Here is an 18,873-nt window from a genome sequence, read left to right as displayed (position 1 = left end):
CGCCCGGCAGAAACGACGGCTCAGGATCGAGGATGGGCAGATGATCGGTATGGTACTAGTGACCCACGGCAAGCTCGCGGCGGAATTCATCGCGGCTACCGAACATGTGGTGGGCAAGCAGGAAAATATCCGCGGTATCTGCATCGGCCCTGAAGACGATATGGAAGCCCGCCGTGCCGAAATCATGGAGGCCGTCGAGGCCGTCAACACCGGCGCGGGCGTTGTGCTCCTTACCGATATGTTTGGCGGTACACCTTCGAACCTTGCGATTTCGCTGCTGAAGAAAGGCGAGGTCGAGGTTATCGCCGGGATCAACCTGCCGATGCTGATCAAGCTTGCCACAGTGCGCGGCACGATGCCGCTTGATACCGCCGTTGAGGCCGCCCGTGACGCCGGGATCAAATATATCAACGTGGCCAGCCAGCTTCTGGGTGCCTGACAAGTTCCGGGAAGGGGGAAGCCTGTGGCCGTTGAACGCACACTCGAAATCATCAATATGCGCGGCCTGCATGCACGGGCGAGCGCGGCGCTTGCCAAACTCGCCGGTGAATTCAGCGCGCGAATCAATGTCTCCAAAGACGGCACCGAGGTGACCGCCACCTCGATCATGGGCCTGATGATGCTGGGTGCCGCCAAGGGCGACAGTATCGACGTTTCGGCCGAAGGGGCCGATGCCGACGATGCGATGAATGCAATCGCTGCGCTTGTTGCCAATCGCTTCGGCGAAGAACGCTAATCTGCTATATAAAGAATTCTTTATCTTTTGTCGTTTAATGAGGAGGCGGACCCTGCTATAAGCAGGCGCAAATGCCTCCCCATGCCGACTGGAGAAGAAGAATGACCGATTATAAAGTTGCCGATATTGCGCTCGCTGACTGGGGCCGCAAGGAAATCAACATTGCTGAAACCGAGATGCCGGGCCTGATGGCGCTGCGCGACGAGTTTGGCGCGTCGCAGCCGCTCAAGGGCGCACGCATCGCGGGCTGCCTGCACATGACGATCCAGACCGCTGTCCTGATCGAAACCCTGACCGCGCTTGGCGCCACCGTCCGCTGGTCAAGCTGCAACATCTTCTCCACGCAGGATCACGCCGCCGCCGCGATGGCCGCAGCCGGTGTGCCCGTGTTTGCCTGGAAGGGTGAAACGGAAGAAGAATATGACTGGTGCGTCCACCAGACGATCAAGGGCCCGGACGGCTGGACCCCGAACATGATCCTTGATGACGGCGGCGACCTCACCATCATCATGCACCGCGACTATCCGGAAATCATGAAGGACGTTCGCGGCATTTCGGAAGAAACCACCACGGGCGTGCTGCGTCTTTACGAAATGGCCAAGGCCGGCACGCTGGCGGTTCCTGCCATCAACGTCAATGACAGCGTCACCAAGTCGAAGTTCGACAACCTTTATGGCTGCCGCGAAAGCCTTGTGGATGGCATCAAGCGCGCGACCGACGTGATGCTCGCGGGCAAGGTGGCCGTTGTTTGCGGTTACGGCGACGTGGGCAAGGGCTGTGCCGAATCGCTGCGTTCCCAAGGGGCACGCGTCACCGTGACCGAGATCGACCCCATCTGCGCCCTGCAGGCTGCGATGGAAGGTTATGATGTCCAGACCATGGAAGACATGGCGCCGAAGGCCGACATTTTCGTTACCGCCACCGGCAACAAGGATATCATCACCGTTGATCACATGCGGGCCATGAAGGACCGCGCGATTGTCTGCAATATCGGCCACTTCGACAGTGAGATCCAGATCGCCGGCCTGAAGAACATGGTCTGGGAAGAAGTGAAGCCGCAGGTGGACGAGGTTGTCTTCCCCGATGGCAAGCGGCTGATCGTTCTCGCCAAGGGTCGTCTTGTGAACCTCGGTTGCGCCACCGGCCACCCGAGCTTTGTGATGTCAGCGAGCTTCACCAATCAGGTGCTGGCGCAGATCGAGCTCTGGAACAATGCCGCGAATTACGACCGCAAGGTCTATGTGCTGCCGAAGCATCTGGACGAAAAGGTTGCTGCCCTCCATCTTGGCAAGCTCGGCGCCAAACTGACGACGCTGACGGCCGAACAGGCCAAATATATCGGCGTTGACGTGGCCGGCCCCTTCAAAGCCGACCAGTATCGCTACTGATTGACCTCTCTGACGGACCAGGTGCCCTGATGCGCGAATATCTTTTCACGAGTGAATCCGTTTCCGAAGGCCATCCCGACAAGGTGGCCGACCGGATTTCGGATGCCATTGTCGACCTTTATCTGGAAGCCGACCCGGAAGCCCGGGTGGCGGCCGAAACCATGGTCACCACCAACCGCATCATTGTGGCGGGCGAGGTGCGCGGACCCGAAAGCGTGACGCACGACGATATCGAGTCTGTGGCCCGCGATGCCGTCAAGGAAATCGGCTACGACCAGGCTGGCTTCTCGTGGCGCACGGCCGAGTTTTCGAACTTCCTGCACGAACAGTCGGCCGATATCGCCATGGGCGTTGATGCCAACGAGGCTGGTGGCAAGGACGAAGGCGCTGGCGACCAGGGCATCATGTTCGGCTACGCCTGCGATGAGACGCCAAGCCTGATGCCTGCGCCCATCGATTATGCGCACAATATCCTGAAGTCGCTCGCCGCTGCTCGTCATGCGGGCGAGGCCGACATGCTGGAGCCTGACGCCAAAAGCCAGGTGACGCTGAAATATGTGGATGGCGTGCCGGTCGGTGCCACCAGCGTGGTGGTTTCTACCCAGCACAAGGCAGGTGTCAGCCAAGCCGACCTGAAGGAACTGGTGCGCGGCCACGTGGCGAAGATCCTGCCCGAAGGCTGGATGCCGCCCGAGGACGAATTCTATGTGAACCCGACGGGTCAGTTCATCATCGGCGGGCCGGACGGCGACGCCGGCCTCACCGGCCGCAAGATCATCGTTGATACCTATGGCGGCGCCGCACCGCACGGTGGCGGTGCCTTTTCGGGGAAAGACCCGACCAAGGTGGACCGCTCGGCCGCTTATGCTGCGCGCTATCTCGCGAAAAACGTGGTGGCGGCGGGCCTTGCCGGCAACTGCACCATCCAGCTTGCCTACGCCATTGGCGTCTCGAAGCCGCTCGCGGTTTATGTGGATGTCTGGAAAGACGCGAAGGTCGATCCGGCGCGCCTCTCCAAAGTGCTGCAGGAACTGGTGAACCTCAGCCCCCGCGGCATCCGCCAGCATCTGGGCCTCAACCGCCCGATCTATCGTCGCACCTCGGCTTATGGCCATTTCGGCCGCACGCCGACGAACGATGGTGCTTTCTCGTGGGAACGGCTCGATCTTGTCGAGGCCTTGAAGCGCGAGTTCGGTATTTCCTGACCGGATAGGCCTCACCTCGCCTTGTCTTTGGAAGGGCGCTCGCGCTATTGTCGGCACGGGCGCCCTTTTCCGTTCAAGGGCCTCATGTTTCGGGGGAAATGGCACCGGCATGGTCGGGTTTGTCGATATCATCACCTATGGCGTCGCGGCCCTTGCCATCGGCGGTTGGCTGCTTGTCGGCCTTTACGCGCTGTGGCGCGCCGGGCGCAGTGCCGACCGGCTGAAGTCCCTGCGCGAACTCGCCCAGTTTTTCGATACGATGCTGCGGTCCGATCACCGGCATCCGATCTGGCTGTGGGAAAGCGGGCAGGTGGAAATGGCGAGCGATACGCGCGCGCTCCTCGGCTTTGAAACCCCTGTCGGGCATATCGACGAACTGGTCGGCAACGGCGCCGTCGGGCTGCCCTTCGATGTGGTGGAGCGCGTGAAGGCTGCCCTTGCCCGCCATATGCCGCTCAAGGGCGCGCTTGTCGCCGAATATGGCCGGGGCCGGTCCCGCCTTGTGATCGAGATGCAGAATCTGGCGCTCGTGGACGAACGCTGGCCGTCTTCCGTCCTCTGGGTTGAGGAAACCCGCAACCGCGCGCTTTCAAGCGGCTACAAGGGCGTGCGGGCGCTTTCCGTGCGGCTGGAGGAATTGACCACTGCCATCAATGCGCTGCCGTGCCCCATATGGATCCGCAACGCCGATTTCGAACTGGTCGAGGTGAACGCCGCCTATGTGCGTGCGGTGGATGCGAAGGACGCAAGGAACGTGATCGAGGCCGGTCGCGAGCTTTTCGATCGCGCCCGCAGCCGGGGACTCCTGCGCGCCATCGAGACCGGCCAGCCGACCCGGGAACGCCAGTTCGGTGTGGTGGAAGGCTCGCGCCGGGCTTTCACGGTCAATCACGTGCCGCTTGGTAATGAAGGACACATTCTTGGCGTTGCGCTGGATGTGACGGGTGAGGAAGAGGCCCTCGCCGAACTTGCCCGTGTGCTTGAATCGCAATCCGAAACGCTGAACCGCCTGCGCAGCCCCGTGGCGATTTTCGGCCCGAACCAGACGTTGCGTTTCTTCAACAGCGCCTTCACCCGGCTCGCCCAGATTTCAGAAGATGTGCTGTCGTCCGACCTGCGCCACGGCGAACTGCTTGAGCTGTTGCGCGAACGCCGCCGGGTGCCGGAACAGATCGACTTCCGCCAGTGGAAGGAAGGCATCCTCAAATATTACACCACGCTTCTCGAACCTTTCGAGGAGATGTGGCACCTGCCGGATGGGACTGCCCACCGCGTGGTCACCCAGCCGCATCCCTTGGGTGGGCTTCTGATCCTGTTCGAGGATGTGACTGATCGGCTGGCGCTTGAGCGGTCTTACAACACGCTTGTCGCCGTGCAGCGCGAGACGCTCGATAACATGCGCGAAAGCGTGGCGGTGTTCGGGGCCGATGGCCGGCTGGAGCTTTCGAACCCCTCCTTCAAGGCCTTGTGGCAGCTGCCGGATATTGCCCTTGAAGGCAATCCGCACCTGACCACCCTTCTGCCGCACCTTAACATCACACCGGGTTTCGATCGCGACAGCGCCAATATCCGCGATGGCCTGCCGATCTGGATTTCCGAACGCAACCCGCGCACCGGGCGCTGGTATCGGGGGGATGGCGTCGTGGTCGATTTCTCGCTGGTGCCGCTCCCCGACGGCGGCATGATGCTCAGCCAGAATGACGTGACCGACAGCTTCCGGATCGAGCAGGCACTGCGCGAACGGTCGAACGCGCTTGAGGCCGCCGACCGGCTGAAAAGCGAATTCATCACCAACATGTCCTACGAACTCAGGACTCCGCTCAATTCCATCATCGGTTTTTCGGAACTGCTGGATCAGGAATATTTCGGCAAGCTCAACCCGCAGCAGAAGGATTATATCGGCAATATCCTGCAGGCCTCGGCGCAACTCAGGGACATGATATCGGACGTGCTCGATCTCGCTGTCATCGAGGCGGGCGAGATGGATGTCGAGCATCTGCAGGTGCCGGTGGCAGAAGCGCTCTCTGACGCCGTGATCATCGCGCGCGATCTGGCGCACCGGGCCAACATCCATGTGGTTCTGGATGTGAAGGCCGACCCCGGCGAGGTCGAAGGTGACCCGCGCCGCCTGAAGCAGGCCTTCTACAATATGATCTCGACGCTTGCCGGTTTCACGCCGCACGGCGGCACGCTCACTGTCAGCGCCGAGGACAAGGACGACAAGGTGCTGGTCACGGTCGTGAACCCCGATTGCGGCCTGGCGCTTGATGAACGTGAAACGCTTGTCATGACCGTCGCCATGGGCGGCGCCCCGCGCGGACGGCGCGCGACGGGTCTGGACCTCGCGCTCGTGCGGCGGATTGTCGAGCTGCATGAAGGCAAGGTGACGCTGACTGCGTGGGGCGAGCTTGGCGTGCGCCTGATGGTCGAGCTGCCCCGCACGCTGACGGCGGAGGCGGATGCATGATGACCCCCTTCCTGCAGTTCGAGGCCATCGACGAGGCCGCCATGCAGGCGCTGGCCCGGCGGCTTGCCGGGCTCGTGGGTGCGGGGGACCTGATCGCGCTCGCGGGGGATCTCGGCGCCGGCAAAAGCACCTTTGCCCGTGCGCTTGTCCGGGCGCTTCTGAAAGATGATGAGGCCGAAGTGCCAAGCCCCACCTTCACGCTGGTGCAGGGTTACGAGCCAGAAGGGGCCCCGACCGTCTATCATGCTGACCTTTACCGCCTGAAGGACCCGGAGGAGATTTACGATCTGGGGCTTGAGGACGCACGGGACGAAGCCCTGCTGCTGATCGAATGGCCGGACAGGCTGCCGGCTGGCTGGCTCGATGACGCGCTTGTCCTGCGCCTGACGCTGCCTGAGGGCGGCGCGCGCGGCACCCGCCAGCTGGAATTCTACGGTGCCCCGCGCTGGGGCGTGCGGCTTGAAGGGCTTGCCGCATGACCGCTGCGATGATCCTGGCGGCAGGCAAGGGAACGCGGATGGGGGAAATGTCGGCACGGCTGCCGAAGCCTTTGGTGCCGGTCCTTGGCCGCACGCTCCTTGACCGCGCGCTGGACCGGCTCGACGAAATACCGGCTGCACCGGTTGTTGTGAATGTCCATCATCTGGCCGATCAGATGGAAGCTCATCTTGCCCCCCGTGTGGCGACGGGCAAGGCGATGATCAGCGACGAACGCGACGCGCTTCTTGAAACTGGCGGCGGGGTGAAGAAGGCGCTGCCGACGCTCGGGGACGCTCCGTTCCTTGTCATCAACAGCGATGCGCTGTGGCTGGATGCGCCGGGCGAAGAAACCGCCCTCACCGCCCTCGCTACCGCGTTCGATCCTGCGCGGATGGATGCCCTGTTGCTGCTGGTCGCGACCGAGGCAGCGCTTGGCTATGAAGGCACCGGTGATTTCTTTGCAGGCGGCGACCCGGCCACCCCCGCACTCCTGCGCTTCCGGGGGGAGGCACCGGCCTCGCCCTTCATGTATGGCGGCATCATGATGACCTCGCCGGCGGCCTACGAGGACACGCCGGACGGGGCTTGGTCCAACAGCCATATGTTCCGCCGGGCGGCAGGGAATGGCCGGCTTTTCGGGCTCCTGCACCGGGGGGACTGGATGCATGTGGGCTCGCCCGAGGGTGTGCGCGATGCCGAGGCGCGGCTGCTAGCGCTCGGCCGGGGCTGACGCCGTGATCCGCGCCGCCGCCCCCAAGGTCTTCACCATCGACCCGGCCTTGCCCTTTGCCGACACGCTGGTGCGCGGGCTGATGGCACGGGTGGAGGCCGCCGGTATTCCGCTTTCTGATGTTACGCTGCTTGTGCCCAACCGCCGCAGCCAGCGCGCGCTCCGCGAGGCGTTCCTGCGCATGCTGCCGGGGGCAGGGGGTGACCGCGCGCTGATCCTGCCGGTGATGCGAGCCATTGGTGATGTGGAGGACGAGGAACTGATTCTGTCGCCCGCCGGACTCGGCGCCGAAGCGGGTGCCCTGCCGCCGGCCATCGGCGATGTGCGGCGGCTGGGGCTTCTCCTCGAATGCCTGACGCGGTGGCAGAAGGAAGCGCGCCGGGCGCTCGATCTTGGCGCCCTGTCGCCAGCGCAGGGCTGGCGGCTTGCCCGCACGCTCGCCCGGCTGATGGACGAGATGGAAACCGCTGGTGCGGATTTCGCGAAGCTCAAGGACCTGGTGCCGGAGGAATTTGCCAAACACTGGGGCATCACGCTTGAATTCCTTGAAATCGTCACCCGTATCTGGCCTGCTGTGCTCGCCGAGGAAGGCGCGATGAACCCGGCGGCGCGGCGCGATACGATGATCCGGCGGCTTGCCGCACTTTGGGCCGATCATCCGCCGAAGGGGATGGTCGTGGCGGCGGGTTCGACCGGCTCGGTGCCGGCCACGGCCGAGCTTCTGAAGGTCGTCTCGCGGCTCCCCGAAGGCATGGTGGTGCTGCCGGGGCTGGACACCGAAATCGATGCTGATGCATGGGACGTGATCGACGCGAAGGCGCACCGTAACCAGACCCATCCGCAAGCGATGCTGAAAGCACTTCTCGAGACCATGCAGGTCAGCCGCGACGAGGTGGAGCCGTGGGACGAAAGCGCTGCGCCGGACGGGCGAAGTGATGGCCGGCTCGCACTCATCATTGATGCCCTGCGCCCGGCGGAGGCGACCGGCTACTGGCAATCTGCCGGATACCGCGAACGGGCAGACGTCGATATTTTCGCCGGTATGGAGATGATCGAGGCACCGACCGAGCGTGAGGAAGCCGCCGCCATCGCCTGCGTGATGCGCGAAGCTATCGAAACGCCGGAACGCACCGCCGCCCTCGTCACGCCCGACCGCGCCCTTGCCCGCTATGTGAAGGCGGAACTTGCCCGTTTCGGGGTGAAGGTGGACGATTCGGCGGGGGACCCGGCGATTCTCAGCCTCACCGGGCGTTTCCTGTTGCTGCTCGCCGAGGCGGCAGCCAAGCATTTCGCGCCGGTGCCGCTTCTCGCCCTGTTGCAGCATCCCTTTGCGGCAGCGGGCGGGGCACGCGGGCCGTTCCTTGATTGGGTGCGGCGCCTTGATCGGCTGGTGCTGCGTGGTCCGCGCCCGGCGGCGGGACTTGAAGGCCTCCGGGAACGGGCCAAGGCGACCAAAGGTTTTGAGAAAGACATCAAGCGGCTTGATCGGCTGATCGATATCCTCAAGCCGTTCGAGGATGCAGTGGACGAGGACAAGGCAGCGGGCCTTGTGCTGAAAGCCCACCTGACCGTGGCCGAGGCACTTGCCGGCAACGATCATGACGCCGGCGATGTGGTCCTGTGGCGCGGTGAGGCAGGTAATGCGATTGCCGCCCTCCTTGCAGAGATTATCGATGAAGCCCCGATCGCCGGGCCGATTGGCGGCGATGCCTATGCAGCACTCTTTGCGGAATGGCTGATCGGGCTTGTGGTGCGGCCCGTGTGGGGGCGGCATCCGCGCCTGACGATCCTCGGGCCGCTGGAAGCGCGTCTCATACGGGCGGATGTGATGATCCTTGGCGGGCTGAATGAAGGCAGCTGGCCGCGCGAGCCTGTGCGGGATCCCTGGATGAACGGCGAAATGCGCCGCAAGCTCGACCTGCCGTCCGAGGACCGCAAGGTGGGACAGGCCGCGCACGATTTCTTGATGGCGGCAGCCGCCCCGCGCGTGATCCTGTCACGCGCCTTGAAGGTGGCGGGCAGCCCCACGGTGCAAAGCCGCTGGCTTTTCCGGATCGAGGCGCTGGCCGGCAAGCCGGTGCCGCGCGCCCATCGCTATCTTGACTGGGCGGCGGCGCTCGACGCACCCGCTGCCCTCGTGCGGATCGAGGCACCGGCGCCGAAGCCGCCTGTCGAGGCACGACCGAAGCGCCTGTCCGTCACGCAGGTGGAAACGCTGATGCGTGATCCCTACAGCCTGTATGCGCGCAAGGTGCTGGAACTTGAAGTGCTGGATGCGCTTGATGAACCACCGAACGCTGCCAAGAAAGGCACGTTGCTGCACGATGCGCTTGAGCGGTTCCTCGCTGAGCCCGGCCCGCGTGTGGGCGAGGCGGGGGTCGAGCGGCTTCTGGCCATCGGGCGCGAAAGCTTTGCTCCCGTCCTCAGCCAGCCCGGCGTCTATGCCTTCTGGTGGCCGCGGTTCGAACGTATCGCCCGCTGGTTTGTGGAAAACGAAGCAGCACGGACGGAAACGCACGAGACGCTGGCCGTCGAGGTCTGGGCCGAGCGGCAATTGCCGGGACGCGATTTCACGCTTTTTGCCAAGGCCGACCGGATCGACCGCAAGCGCGAGGACGGCAGCCTTGTCATCATCGATTACAAGACTGGTAATGTGCCAACGGCCAAACGTATCGAGGCGGGCTTTGCGCCACAATTGCCGCTGGAAGGCTGGCTCGCCGAGGCGGGCGGCTTCAAGGATGTGGCGCCAGGGCAGGTCGGGGACCTCGTTTTCTGGCATATCTCGGGCGGTGACCCGATCCAGGAAGAAAAGAGCCCGGTGAAGGATGTGCGTGGCACCATCGATGCCGCCGCAGAAGGGCTGGTGCGGCTGGTGGATGCCTTCGCGAACCCTGATACGGCCTATCTTTCCAACCCGCGCGCGCACGAACATGGCTACGGCGACTATGACCATCTGGCGCGGCTGAAAGAATGGCGCGATGCCCGCGACCCGTTCGAGGGGGACGAAGCATGAGCGGCCCCCTGATGACCAAAGCGCAGGAACGCGCCACCAACCCCGCCCTCACTGCATGGGTGGCGGCGAGTGCGGGCACCGGCAAGACACACGTCCTGACGGCGCGCGTGCTGAGGCTGATGGTCACCGGTACGCATCCGGAACGAATTCTTTGTCTCACTTTTACCAAGGCCGCAGCGGCCGAGATGAAAAGCCGCATCTTCGCCGAGCTTGGCGAATGGACGCGGCTGACGGACGCGGAACTTGCGGGTCGCATTCTGGTGCGCACAGGCGAACGCGCAGACGCCGACATGCTGGCCTGCGTGCGGCGTCTTTTCGCGCTCGTGCTCGATCTGCCGGGCGGGCTGAAGATCATGACTTTCCACAGCTTCTGCCAGTCGCTCCTTGGCCGCTTCCCCTTGGAAGCCGGGATCGCGCCGGGCTTTGAAGGCATGGAAGAGGCGCTGGCGGGCGAGGTGATGGCCGGCGCGCGGGACGAAATGCTGGCTAAAACGCGCCGAAAGGATGGCCTGAAACTAGGCAAAGCGCTCAACATGGTCGCTGCCCGCGTCACCGAGAATACGTTCGACGAGGTGATTGGCGACCTGGCCTTTTATGGCCCGTTGATGGCGCGTTCGATGGCGGCTTATGGTTCGGCAGACGGCATGGTGGCCGCACTCCGTCGTTCGCTCGGGCTTTCGCCGGATGACACGGCAGAGAAGATTCGTGCTTCGGCCTGCGCGCCTGCCGCGATGGATGAGGCGGGCCTCCGCGCCCTTGCCGCCGCAATGATGGAAGGCTCGGCCTCGGAAGCCGACCGCGCCCGGCCGCTTGCCGACTTTCTGGCGGCCGAAGGGGCGGAGCGTGAAGCGCTTTTCGATGCCATGAGCCTCGTTTTCCTCACCCAGAAATATGAGCCAAGGAAGACGGTCGCCAACAAACCGACACTGACGGCGAACCCCGCACTGGCCGAGGTGATTGCCAAGGAAACGGCGCGGCTGCTGTTCGTGCGGGAACGGCTGACGGCGGCGACAGTGGCGGAAACCACCGCAGCACTTCTCGCGCTGGGTGCCGCGATGCTCGATACCTACCGTACCGTAAAGGCTGAACGCGGCCTCATCGACTTTGACGATATGATCCAGCGCTCGGTACAGCTTCTGGAAAACGAGGGGATCGCTGCCTGGATCCTTTTCAAGCTCGACGGCGAGATTGACCATATTCTGGTGGACGAAGCGCAGGACACGAACCGCGACCAGTGGAGCGTGGTTGAAGCCGTGGCGAACGAGTTTTTCTCGGGCGCTGGCGCGCGGGATGTGCAGCGTACGGTCTTCGCGGTGGGTGACGACAAGCAGTCGATCTTCTCGTTCCAGCGGGCCGACCCGCGCGAATTTATCGAAGCGCGCAACCGGCTTTTCACCCGCGCCGAAGGGGCGGAAGCCGCGACCGACACCGTGCCGCTGGACCGGTCGTTCCGGTCGGGCGAGGCGGTGCTCGCACTTGTCGATGCGGTCTTCCATGACGAAGCCCCGGCGCGGATCGGGCTGACGGCCACGGGCGCCAGCGTGCGGCATGATTTCTCGCGCAAGGGAGCGGGTGGCCTTGTGGAGCTTTGGCCGCTTGAGGTGCCGCGCGGCAGCGAGGATGGTGCGGCAGAAGCATGGACCCCGCCCCTGGTGCAGGAGGAGGTCGATGACGCCGCCCAGCGCACGGCATGGCGCATCGCGCGGCGCATCCGCGACATGATCCGGAAGGGGGAAATACTGGTCTCCAAGGCACGGCCCATCACGGCCGGCGATATCCTGATCCTCGTGCGCAAACGGGGGGCGATTGCCGACCATCTGGTTCGCGCGCTGAAACGCCTGCAGGTGCCGGTCGCAGGCCGGGACCGCATGGTGCTGACCGAAGAATTGCCGGTGATGGACCTGATGGCGCTCGCCCGCGCGGTGTTGCAGCCGGGGGATGACCTGACGCTCGCGACCGTGCTGAAATCCCCTTTCATCGGGACCAGTGAGCAATCGCTGTATGATCTCGCCCATGGCCGCGGCGAGATGAGCCTCTGGGTCAGCCTTGCTGCCCGCGCGCACGAACGCGATGACTGGAAGGCGGCCTATGGCTGGCTGTTGCAGGCGCTGAATGCGGCCGATCACCTGACCCCGTTCGATTTCATGAACCGCATCCTTGGGCCCCTTGGCGGGCGGGAGAGGCTGGCGGCTCGGCTCGGCGCCGATATCCATGATCCGGTCGATGCTTTCATGGCCGAGGCGCTGGCCTATGAGCGCACGGCCGCCCCGTCGCTGCTCGGTTTTCTGACGCATGTCGAGCGCGCGGGGGCCGAGGTCAAGCGCGATATGGAGGCTGCAGGCGGCGCGGTCCGCGTGATGACGTGCCATGGGGCCAAGGGGCTGCAGGCGCCCATCGTGTTCCTGACCGACCTGACGTCGCTGCCCGATATTTCGAAGGATGGCCGCATCCTCGACTTCGCGCCGGAGGATGGCGGTGCGCCGCTCCTGATGTGGTCGAAGGAAGGCGCGACCCTGCCGCTCGTTACCCGCCTCAAGGGCGAGCTGAAAGCCAAGGCGATTGCTGAATACCGGCGGCTTCTCTATGTGGCGCTTACTCGCGCCGAGGACCGGCTGTATGTGGCCGGCTGGCAGGGCAAGAAGGCGGCGGGTGACGACAGCTGGTTTACCGCCATCGAGGAAGGCTTCAAGCGGCTCGGTGCACTGGAAGCCGACGGCCCGGACGGGCTGAAGGTTCTGCGCCACGAAGTGCAGCAGACGGCGGAGGTGAAAGCGGCAGCGGCGGACGAGGCATCCCGCACCGCCGTGCCCGCGCCCGCGTGGCTGCATGCAGCAGCCCCCTCCGAACCCGTACCGCCCCGTCCACTCGCGCCCTCGCGACCCGATGATGACGAGCCTGCAGCGGCAAGTCCGCTCGCCGCCCGTGCCGCCCGCCGCTTTGCGCGCGGCAAGCTCGTTCACGCGCTTCTTGAATGGTTGCCGGAAATGGATGCCGCTGACCGGCAGGCGGCAGCGGCGCGCTATCTGGCCGAGCCCGCGCACGGGTTGACGGCGGAGGAACAGGCCGCTCTCGCCCGCGAGGTTGATGCGATCCTCAATGATCCTGTGTTCGCACCGCTCTTCGGCCCTGGCAGTCGGGCCGAGGTGCCGGTGGCCGGCGTGATCGGGGGCAGGGCGCTCGCCGGTCAGGTGGACCGGCTTGTCGCCATCGGCAACCAGATCCTGATTGTGGACTATAAAACCAACCGCCCGCCGCCCCTTGCGGTGGAAGGCGTTGCCCCCCTTTACATGAAGCAGATGGCGCTGTATCGGGCTGCGTTGAAAGCCCTGCATCCGGGCAAGCGCATTCGGGCCGCCCTGTTGTGGACCGATGGCGCCCGGCTGATGGAACTACCAGAAGAACGCCTTGAAGAAGCGTTAGTTGAACTGATGGCGAGTGGCAGAAATGATGGCATCACCAGTGCGTGACGTGCCTTGACCACCAAGCGGGGCCTCCTTACCTTAAGCCCAACGCAACAAATCATGGCTGTGCCTAGCCGGCCGACAGAGACAGAAAGTGAGTATTAAAAATGGCTACCATCGCAGTTACCGACGAATCCTTCGAAGCCGAAGTCCTGAATGCCGGCAAACCTGTTCTTCTCGATTTCTGGGCGCCCTGGTGTGGCCCGTGCAAGATGATCGGCCCGGTTCTTGAAGAAATTTCGGGCGAGCGCGACGATATCGTCATCGCCAAGATGAATATTGACGAGAACCCCGAAACGCCGACCCGTTTTGGCGTGCGCTCGATCCCCACGCTCCTGATCTTCAAGGGTGGCGAGCCGGTGGCAACCACGCTTGGCGCAAAGCCGAAAGCGGCGCTCAGCCAGTGGATCAACAGCGCGATCTGACCGCGCGGCCAAATGCTGAAACAAGAAGGGCGCCTGATGGCGCCCTTTTCTTTTGCTGGCCTGTTTGATTTCAAGCATGTCCGCAGGGACCGGTCACCTGAATATCCTGTGCTTCGTCATAGGTTTCAAGAAGCTGCAGAAAGCCTTCAAGTACAGGGGCGGGCATCCGGGCGGCCGCGAAGCAGAAGCGGGCCACGCTGTCTTCCCACCGGGCCTTGGTATCGAGCGGTGCTTTCTGTTCAGGGCCGAGGCGCGGGCCGAGGGCCATCATGTCGCCTTCCAGAATGAATTTGATATCGTCCATGACTGGGTTCCTTTGAATGATGCGGGCCTCAGGCAGCAGCGCGCTGCAGGGTCGGCATGGTGAGGTGATACTGGGACAGCACGGGCGTGCCGAGATTGTAACGCACCCTGAGGGCGTAAAGCCGCTCGAGCGACGGTGCATAGGCGTAGCAGGTGGCGTTGGTGGCGCCGTAATCACGGGTCTCCGACACCCATTCGGGGTCGCCAAGGAGTGTGCTTGTGTGGCGGGCGATATGGTCGTCCTGCACGCTCAAAAGTTCGGTAATGCCATGGAGAATGGCGAATTCCATCAGGCCGCAGCCCATGGCGAGCATCAGCTTCTTCATGGTCTGGGTGCGGCCGGCGAACTGGTCGCTGTCGATGGCGTAGCGGGAAAGTTCCCACACATAAGGGTCGGAAGGGGCGGCGCCGCCTTCGAAAAGGTCCCCGAACACCTCGGCCGTGAGGTTGCGGTGGGTGCTCGGCGTCAGGCGCCAGTAGCCGGCAAGCCGGCCCGGTGTGTCGAAGGCCATCAGGTGCCAGGCATGGCCGTCATAGACATCGCTTTCGCGGCCGTTGCGGTGGGGCAGGCCCCATCCCATCTGCTGGTTGAAAACCTTGTGACGGAGGGCGAAGGCCTGGTCGAGTTCGGCAGCAAACAGATGCTGCAGCGACGGGGCAATGAGGATGACTTCCATGGTCGGGCTCCTTCCGTGGGATGTGGAGCCCGATTGTGGATAAGGCGGCGGGGTTTGTCAGGTCGCGCAACCGATGATTTGGATAACCCTATGCGGGATTAATAGTGCGGGCTCACGATCCCCAGTTGTACCGCCTTCACGATTGCGCTGATTTTGGTATGGGTGCCGAGCTTCTGGCCGGCCTTCTGCAAGTGCGAATTCACGGTACTTGCCGAGATCGACAGGATACCGGCGATCTCGTCGTTCGTCTTGCCGGCGCTTGCCCAGTTAAGGCATTCGATTTCGCGGCCGGAAAGGATGGGAAGTGTGGCTGTTGGACCCATGATAGTCTTGTACTTCTCGATGATGGCGTGGCTGACACCCACAAGGCTCGGGCGTTTTGCTTTCACAAGGTGAAAGAAATCGCGGTCAGCATCCGAATAATAACAGAAGGCGGACCGGTCATGCGGTCCGCGGTTGTGTTTGATCACCAGGCCGTTCGTCAAGCCGAACTCCCGCCCTTCCTGCAGCTTCCGGAAAGCCGGGCGACTGAGGTCGCTTTCGGCATAGACCTCATCCCAGGTGAAGGTGCGGGTGGGGCCGAGCATCGCGGTATAGACTGGGTCGAAGGCGAAATAGCCCTTGTGGCGGTACCGGTCCAGCCATTCCTTGGGCCGGTCGTCGACCATATGGCGGACCTTGGCGGGATCGGAAACGGCAAAATAATAGCCGCGCATGCCCAGCGCCTCGACGGCAGTTTGCGCAGCTTGTTTGAGACCGTCGAGATCGGACGTCTGTCCGATCCGTTCAAGCATGTCACCGGTTACTGAATCGATGCCAGCCGTCGCCACGTTTTGCCCTCTCAACCGTCCGATACATCTGGATGGGGTTATTTTGGGGCTACGGAGCGCCGTGCGCAAGAAAGAAGAATGCGGTCAGACCTTGCGCACGCGCACGCCGGTGATCTGGTTGCGGCGCCGTGCAGTGACTTCGAACTCGCAGCCATGGAAGCGGAATTTCTGCCCGACGATGGGAATCGTTGCGGATTCATAGACAACAAGACCGGCAATCGTGGTGGCATCGTCGTCCGGCAAGGACCAGTCGAAGGTGCGATTGAGCTCGCGGATCGAAACCGTGCCTTCGGCCTCGATCCAGCCGTTATCAAGCACGCGGACGCCCGGAACGGCCGAATCATGCTCGTCTGTGATGTCGCCGACGATTTCCTCGAGAATGTCTTCAAGGGTCACAAGCCCCTGCAGGTCGCCGTATTCGTCAACGACCAGCGCAAAATGGTTCTTCTTTTCAAGGAAGGCGGCAAGCTGTTCGCGCAGCGTCGTGGTTTCGGGGATGAACCACGGGTTCATCATCACCCGGCGCACATTGAAACGGCTTGTCTGGTTACCGGCGCGCTTCAAGGCCCGAAGCACATCCTTGGCATGCAGGATGCCGATGATGTTTTCGGGGTTGCCTTCGAAGATCGGCAGGCGGGTGTAGGGGCTGCGCATCACCTGGTTGATGATCTCGTCGGGAGACGCCGCCGCATCCACCACCTGCATCGCCCGGCGGTGTACCATAACGTCTTCAACGGCCACATTGTCGAGATCGAGAATGGAGCCAAGCATCACGCGGTCCGATTTCACGAGGCCGCCCTCGTGATGGTGAAGATCAATGGTACCGCGGATTTCGTCGTGCGCGGAAAGGATGCTCTGGCTGGAGGAAATATCGATCCCGAAGATAGCGAGCGTGAAGCGCACGATCCGCTGCACAAGGGCAACGACCGGCGCGAAAAGCGCGACGATGATGCCGATGACGCGGGCAACGGCAAGCGCCACGGTATCCGGGTTCGAGATGGCGTAGGACTTGGGCAGCACTTCCGAGAAGATCAGCACGAGGGCTGTCATCACGAGGGTCGCGTAAACCACCCCCTCGTCGCCGAACAGCTGCAGGAAAAGCCCGGTCGTCAGTGCCGAGGCACTGATATTGACCAGATTGTTGCCAAGCAGGATGCCGCCGATCAGGCGTTCCTGGTTTTCAAGGAGCTTTTCAACCCGTCGGGCGCGGACGTCGCCTTCCTTGGCCAGATGGTGGATGCGCGCGCGGCTCGAAGCCGTGAGGCCGGTTTCGGAACCCGAAAAAAGCGCCGACAGCATCAGAAGGACGATGATGATTCCGGCGGTGATCCAGATGTCGCCGCTGAGGCCGGATATGTCTTCAGTCATTGCTCGTCACCATCCTGTTGTCAGGCAAGGGAATCCTCGAGGCTCGCCCTGATGGCGGCAAGGTCGGGATTCTGCACGATGCGGGCGCCGCCGATGGGGCCAAGGATGAAGGTCAGCTTGCCGGCATCGACCTTCTTGTCCTGCGCCATATGGCCGATCAGTTTATCGATATCGAACGTGCGGCCGATATCTGCAGCGCGCGCCTTCATGCCGACGTGCGCAAGATGGGCAAGATACCGCGTCTTGTCGGCCGCCGGTGCAAGCCCGAGCCGAACCGAGGCATCCAGCGCCATGCCCATGCCGATGGCGACGGCCTCGCCGTGCAGCAGGGTGCCGTCGTAGCCGCACTCGGCTTCAAGCGCGTGTCCGAATGTGTGGCCGAGATTGAGGAGGGCGCGCCTGTCGCCGGTTTCGCGCTCGTCCTCGCCCACGATCCGTGCCTTGGCGGCACAGGAATGGGCAACGGCGCGGGCCTGCGCGGCGCGGTCGCCGGCAAGGATGGCGGGGCCTGCCTTTTCCAGCCATTCAAAGAAGGGCAGGTCGTCGATCAGGCCGTATTTCACAACTTCGGCGTAACCGGCCCTGAGTTCGCGCGCGGACAAAGTGTCGAGGGCCGTAAGGTCTGCAATCACCTTGCGCGGCTGGTGGAAGGCACCGATCAGGTTCTTGCCGAAGGGGCTGTTGATCCCGGTCTTGCCGCCGACGGAGCTGTCGACCTGCGCCAGAAGCGTCGTCGGCACCTGCACGAAATCCATGCCACGGCGAAGGACGGAGGCAGCAAAGCCGGTGATATCGCCGATCACGCCGCCGCCGAGCGCCACAAGGATATCCTTGCGCTCCGCGCCGAGGCCCAGCAGCCGGTCAAGGAGTTCGGTGAAGGTGCCATAGGATTTGGTGGCTTCGCCCGACGGCAGCACCACGACTTCGGCGGTGATGTTCGCATGGTCAAGGGCGGCGAGCGCGCGGCCAAGGTGGGCTTCGGCGACGCGGGTGTCGGTCACGATGAACACCTTGGGGCGTTTCAGGACGGAGGCCAGTTCTGTGCCCAGCCGGTCGATCAGTCCTTCCGCAATGACGATGTCATAGGCGCGGTCGCCAAGGGGCACGCGCACGGCTTCGCAAGGTGTGGAAGCGTCAAGGCTTTCAGGCACTGGCTGTCTCCTTCGGCGCGGCGCGGCTTGCCAGCGCCTCGATCACGCGGGTCACCACGTCGTCGTGCGGGCCGTCGCCCGATACCACACGGAGCTGGGCTTCGGCATAGATGGGGGAGCGTTCGGCCGCGAGCCGCGCGAGGATCTCACGCGGGTCCCCGCCCTTCAGGAGCGGGCGAGTGTTGCGGCGGCCAGTCCGCTCGACAAGCACATTCACATCGGCATCCAGCCATACCGATACGGCAGTATCCTGGATGAGCGCGCGAGTTTCAGCATTGATGAAGGCACCACCACCGGTCGCCAGTATCTTCGGCTTGCCGTCCATCAGGCGGGCGATCACGCGGCGTTCCACCGCGCGAAATTCGGCTTCGCCATAGGTTTCGAAAATCTCGGCGATCGACATGCCGGCCGCTTCCTCGATCTCGTGATCGGAATCGACGAAGGAAAGCCCCAGTTTGCGCGCCAAGCGGCGGCCCACGGTCGTCTTCCCGGCCCCCATGAGGCCGACAAGGACGATCGACCGGTCTATGGGCGGCATTGCCCCGGCTTTGCCCCGGGCTGCCTTGCGGGCGGGTCTCTTGGTCATCATGTCCGTTGTTTACACGGGCGCCTTAGGCAAAGCCACGGTTTTTTGCGCTG

At 63.5% G+C, this 18,873-nt stretch carries 16 protein-coding genes; 10 read left to right on the top strand and 6 right to left on the bottom strand.

Annotation, left to right across the window (positions count from 1 at the left end):
* The first annotated feature begins 40 nt into the window (after window positions 1-40).
* From OU694_RS08955 to trxA, 10 genes are all read left to right on the top strand, one after another.
* Window positions 41-439 (top strand): PTS sugar transporter subunit IIA, encoded by a 399-nt coding sequence (locus OU694_RS08955; RefSeq protein WP_308910657.1) that lies wholly within the window; start codon window positions 41-43, stop codon window positions 437-439.
* A 24-nt stretch (window positions 440-463) separates the two neighbouring features.
* Window positions 464-736: an HPr family phosphocarrier protein gene (locus OU694_RS08950; RefSeq protein WP_308910656.1), complete on the top strand. Its 273-nt coding sequence runs from the start codon at window positions 464-466 to the stop codon at window positions 734-736.
* 101 nt (window positions 737-837) lie between these two features.
* Window positions 838-2,124 (top strand): adenosylhomocysteinase, encoded by a 1,287-nt coding sequence (gene ahcY, locus OU694_RS08945; protein WP_308910655.1) that lies wholly within the window; start codon window positions 838-840, stop codon window positions 2,122-2,124.
* 29 nt (window positions 2,125-2,153) lie between these two features.
* Window positions 2,154-3,329 carry a methionine adenosyltransferase gene (gene metK / locus OU694_RS08940; protein WP_308910654.1) on the top strand — a complete coding sequence of 392 codons (1,176 nt, stop codon included), beginning with the start codon at window positions 2,154-2,156 and terminating at the stop codon, window positions 3,327-3,329.
* A 109-nt stretch (window positions 3,330-3,438) separates the two neighbouring features.
* Window positions 3,439-5,796, top strand: a complete 2,358-nt coding sequence (locus OU694_RS08935) for a PAS domain-containing sensor histidine kinase (RefSeq protein ID WP_308910653.1) — start codon at window positions 3,439-3,441, stop codon at window positions 5,794-5,796.
* Window positions 5,793-6,275: a tRNA (adenosine(37)-N6)-threonylcarbamoyltransferase complex ATPase subunit type 1 TsaE gene (gene tsaE, locus OU694_RS08930; RefSeq protein ID WP_308910652.1), complete on the top strand. Its 483-nt coding sequence runs from the start codon at window positions 5,793-5,795 to the stop codon at window positions 6,273-6,275. The genes OU694_RS08935 and tsaE overlap by 4 nt, the downstream gene beginning before the upstream one ends.
* Window positions 6,272-7,006 carry a nucleotidyltransferase family protein gene (locus tag OU694_RS08925; protein ID WP_308910651.1) on the top strand — a complete coding sequence of 245 codons (735 nt, stop codon included), beginning with the start codon at window positions 6,272-6,274 and terminating at the stop codon, window positions 7,004-7,006. The genes tsaE and OU694_RS08925 overlap by 4 nt, the downstream gene beginning before the upstream one ends.
* A 4-nt stretch (window positions 7,007-7,010) precedes the next feature.
* Entirely contained in the window at window positions 7,011-10,019 is a 3,009-nt protein-coding gene (gene addB / locus OU694_RS08920; protein ID WP_308910650.1) for a double-strand break repair protein AddB, read from the top strand.
* On the top strand, window positions 10,016-13,486 hold the full coding sequence (gene addA / locus OU694_RS08915; RefSeq protein WP_308910649.1) for a double-strand break repair helicase AddA: 3,471 nt from the start codon (window positions 10,016-10,018) through the stop codon (window positions 13,484-13,486). The genes addB and addA overlap by 4 nt, the downstream gene beginning before the upstream one ends.
* Before the next feature lie 101 nt (window positions 13,487-13,587).
* Window positions 13,588-13,905 (top strand): thioredoxin, encoded by a 318-nt coding sequence (gene trxA, locus OU694_RS08910; RefSeq protein ID WP_308910648.1) that lies wholly within the window; start codon window positions 13,588-13,590, stop codon window positions 13,903-13,905.
* Window positions 13,906-13,975: 70 nt separating this feature from the next.
* Here trxA and OU694_RS08905 read toward each other — a convergent pair whose 3' ends face one another.
* From OU694_RS08905 to OU694_RS08880, 6 genes are all read right to left on the bottom strand, one after another.
* Window positions 13,976-14,209, bottom strand: a complete 234-nt coding sequence (locus OU694_RS08905) for a hypothetical protein (RefSeq protein ID WP_308910647.1) — start codon at window positions 14,207-14,209, stop codon at window positions 13,976-13,978.
* 28 nt (window positions 14,210-14,237) lie between these two features.
* Window positions 14,238-14,885, bottom strand: a complete 648-nt coding sequence (locus OU694_RS08900; RefSeq protein WP_308910646.1) for an acyl-homoserine-lactone synthase — start codon at window positions 14,883-14,885, stop codon at window positions 14,238-14,240.
* 98 nt (window positions 14,886-14,983) lie between these two features.
* Window positions 14,984-15,715, bottom strand: a complete 732-nt coding sequence (locus OU694_RS08895) for a helix-turn-helix transcriptional regulator (RefSeq protein ID WP_308910645.1) — start codon at window positions 15,713-15,715, stop codon at window positions 14,984-14,986.
* Between the two features lie 84 nt (window positions 15,716-15,799).
* Complete coding sequence (locus tag OU694_RS08890) at window positions 15,800-17,083, bottom strand: HlyC/CorC family transporter (RefSeq protein ID WP_308910644.1); 1,284 nt, start codon at window positions 17,081-17,083, stop codon at window positions 15,800-15,802.
* Window positions 17,084-17,103: 20 nt separating this feature from the next.
* A complete protein-coding gene (gene aroB, locus OU694_RS08885) occupies window positions 17,104-18,234 on the bottom strand; it encodes a 3-dehydroquinate synthase (RefSeq protein ID WP_308910643.1) in 1,131 nt (376 codons plus the stop codon).
* Window positions 18,227-18,820, bottom strand: a complete 594-nt coding sequence (locus OU694_RS08880; protein WP_373460343.1) for a shikimate kinase — start codon at window positions 18,818-18,820, stop codon at window positions 18,227-18,229. Before OU694_RS08880 ends, aroB begins: the two co-directional genes overlap by 8 nt.
* Between the last annotated feature and the right edge of the window lie 53 nt (window positions 18,821-18,873).

Source organism: Pseudokordiimonas caeni, from assembly GCF_026719705.1.
GTDB lineage: Bacteria > Pseudomonadota > Alphaproteobacteria > Sphingomonadales > Kordiimonadaceae > Gimibacter > Gimibacter caeni.
This window is presented reverse-complemented; position numbering and strand designations above follow the sequence as displayed.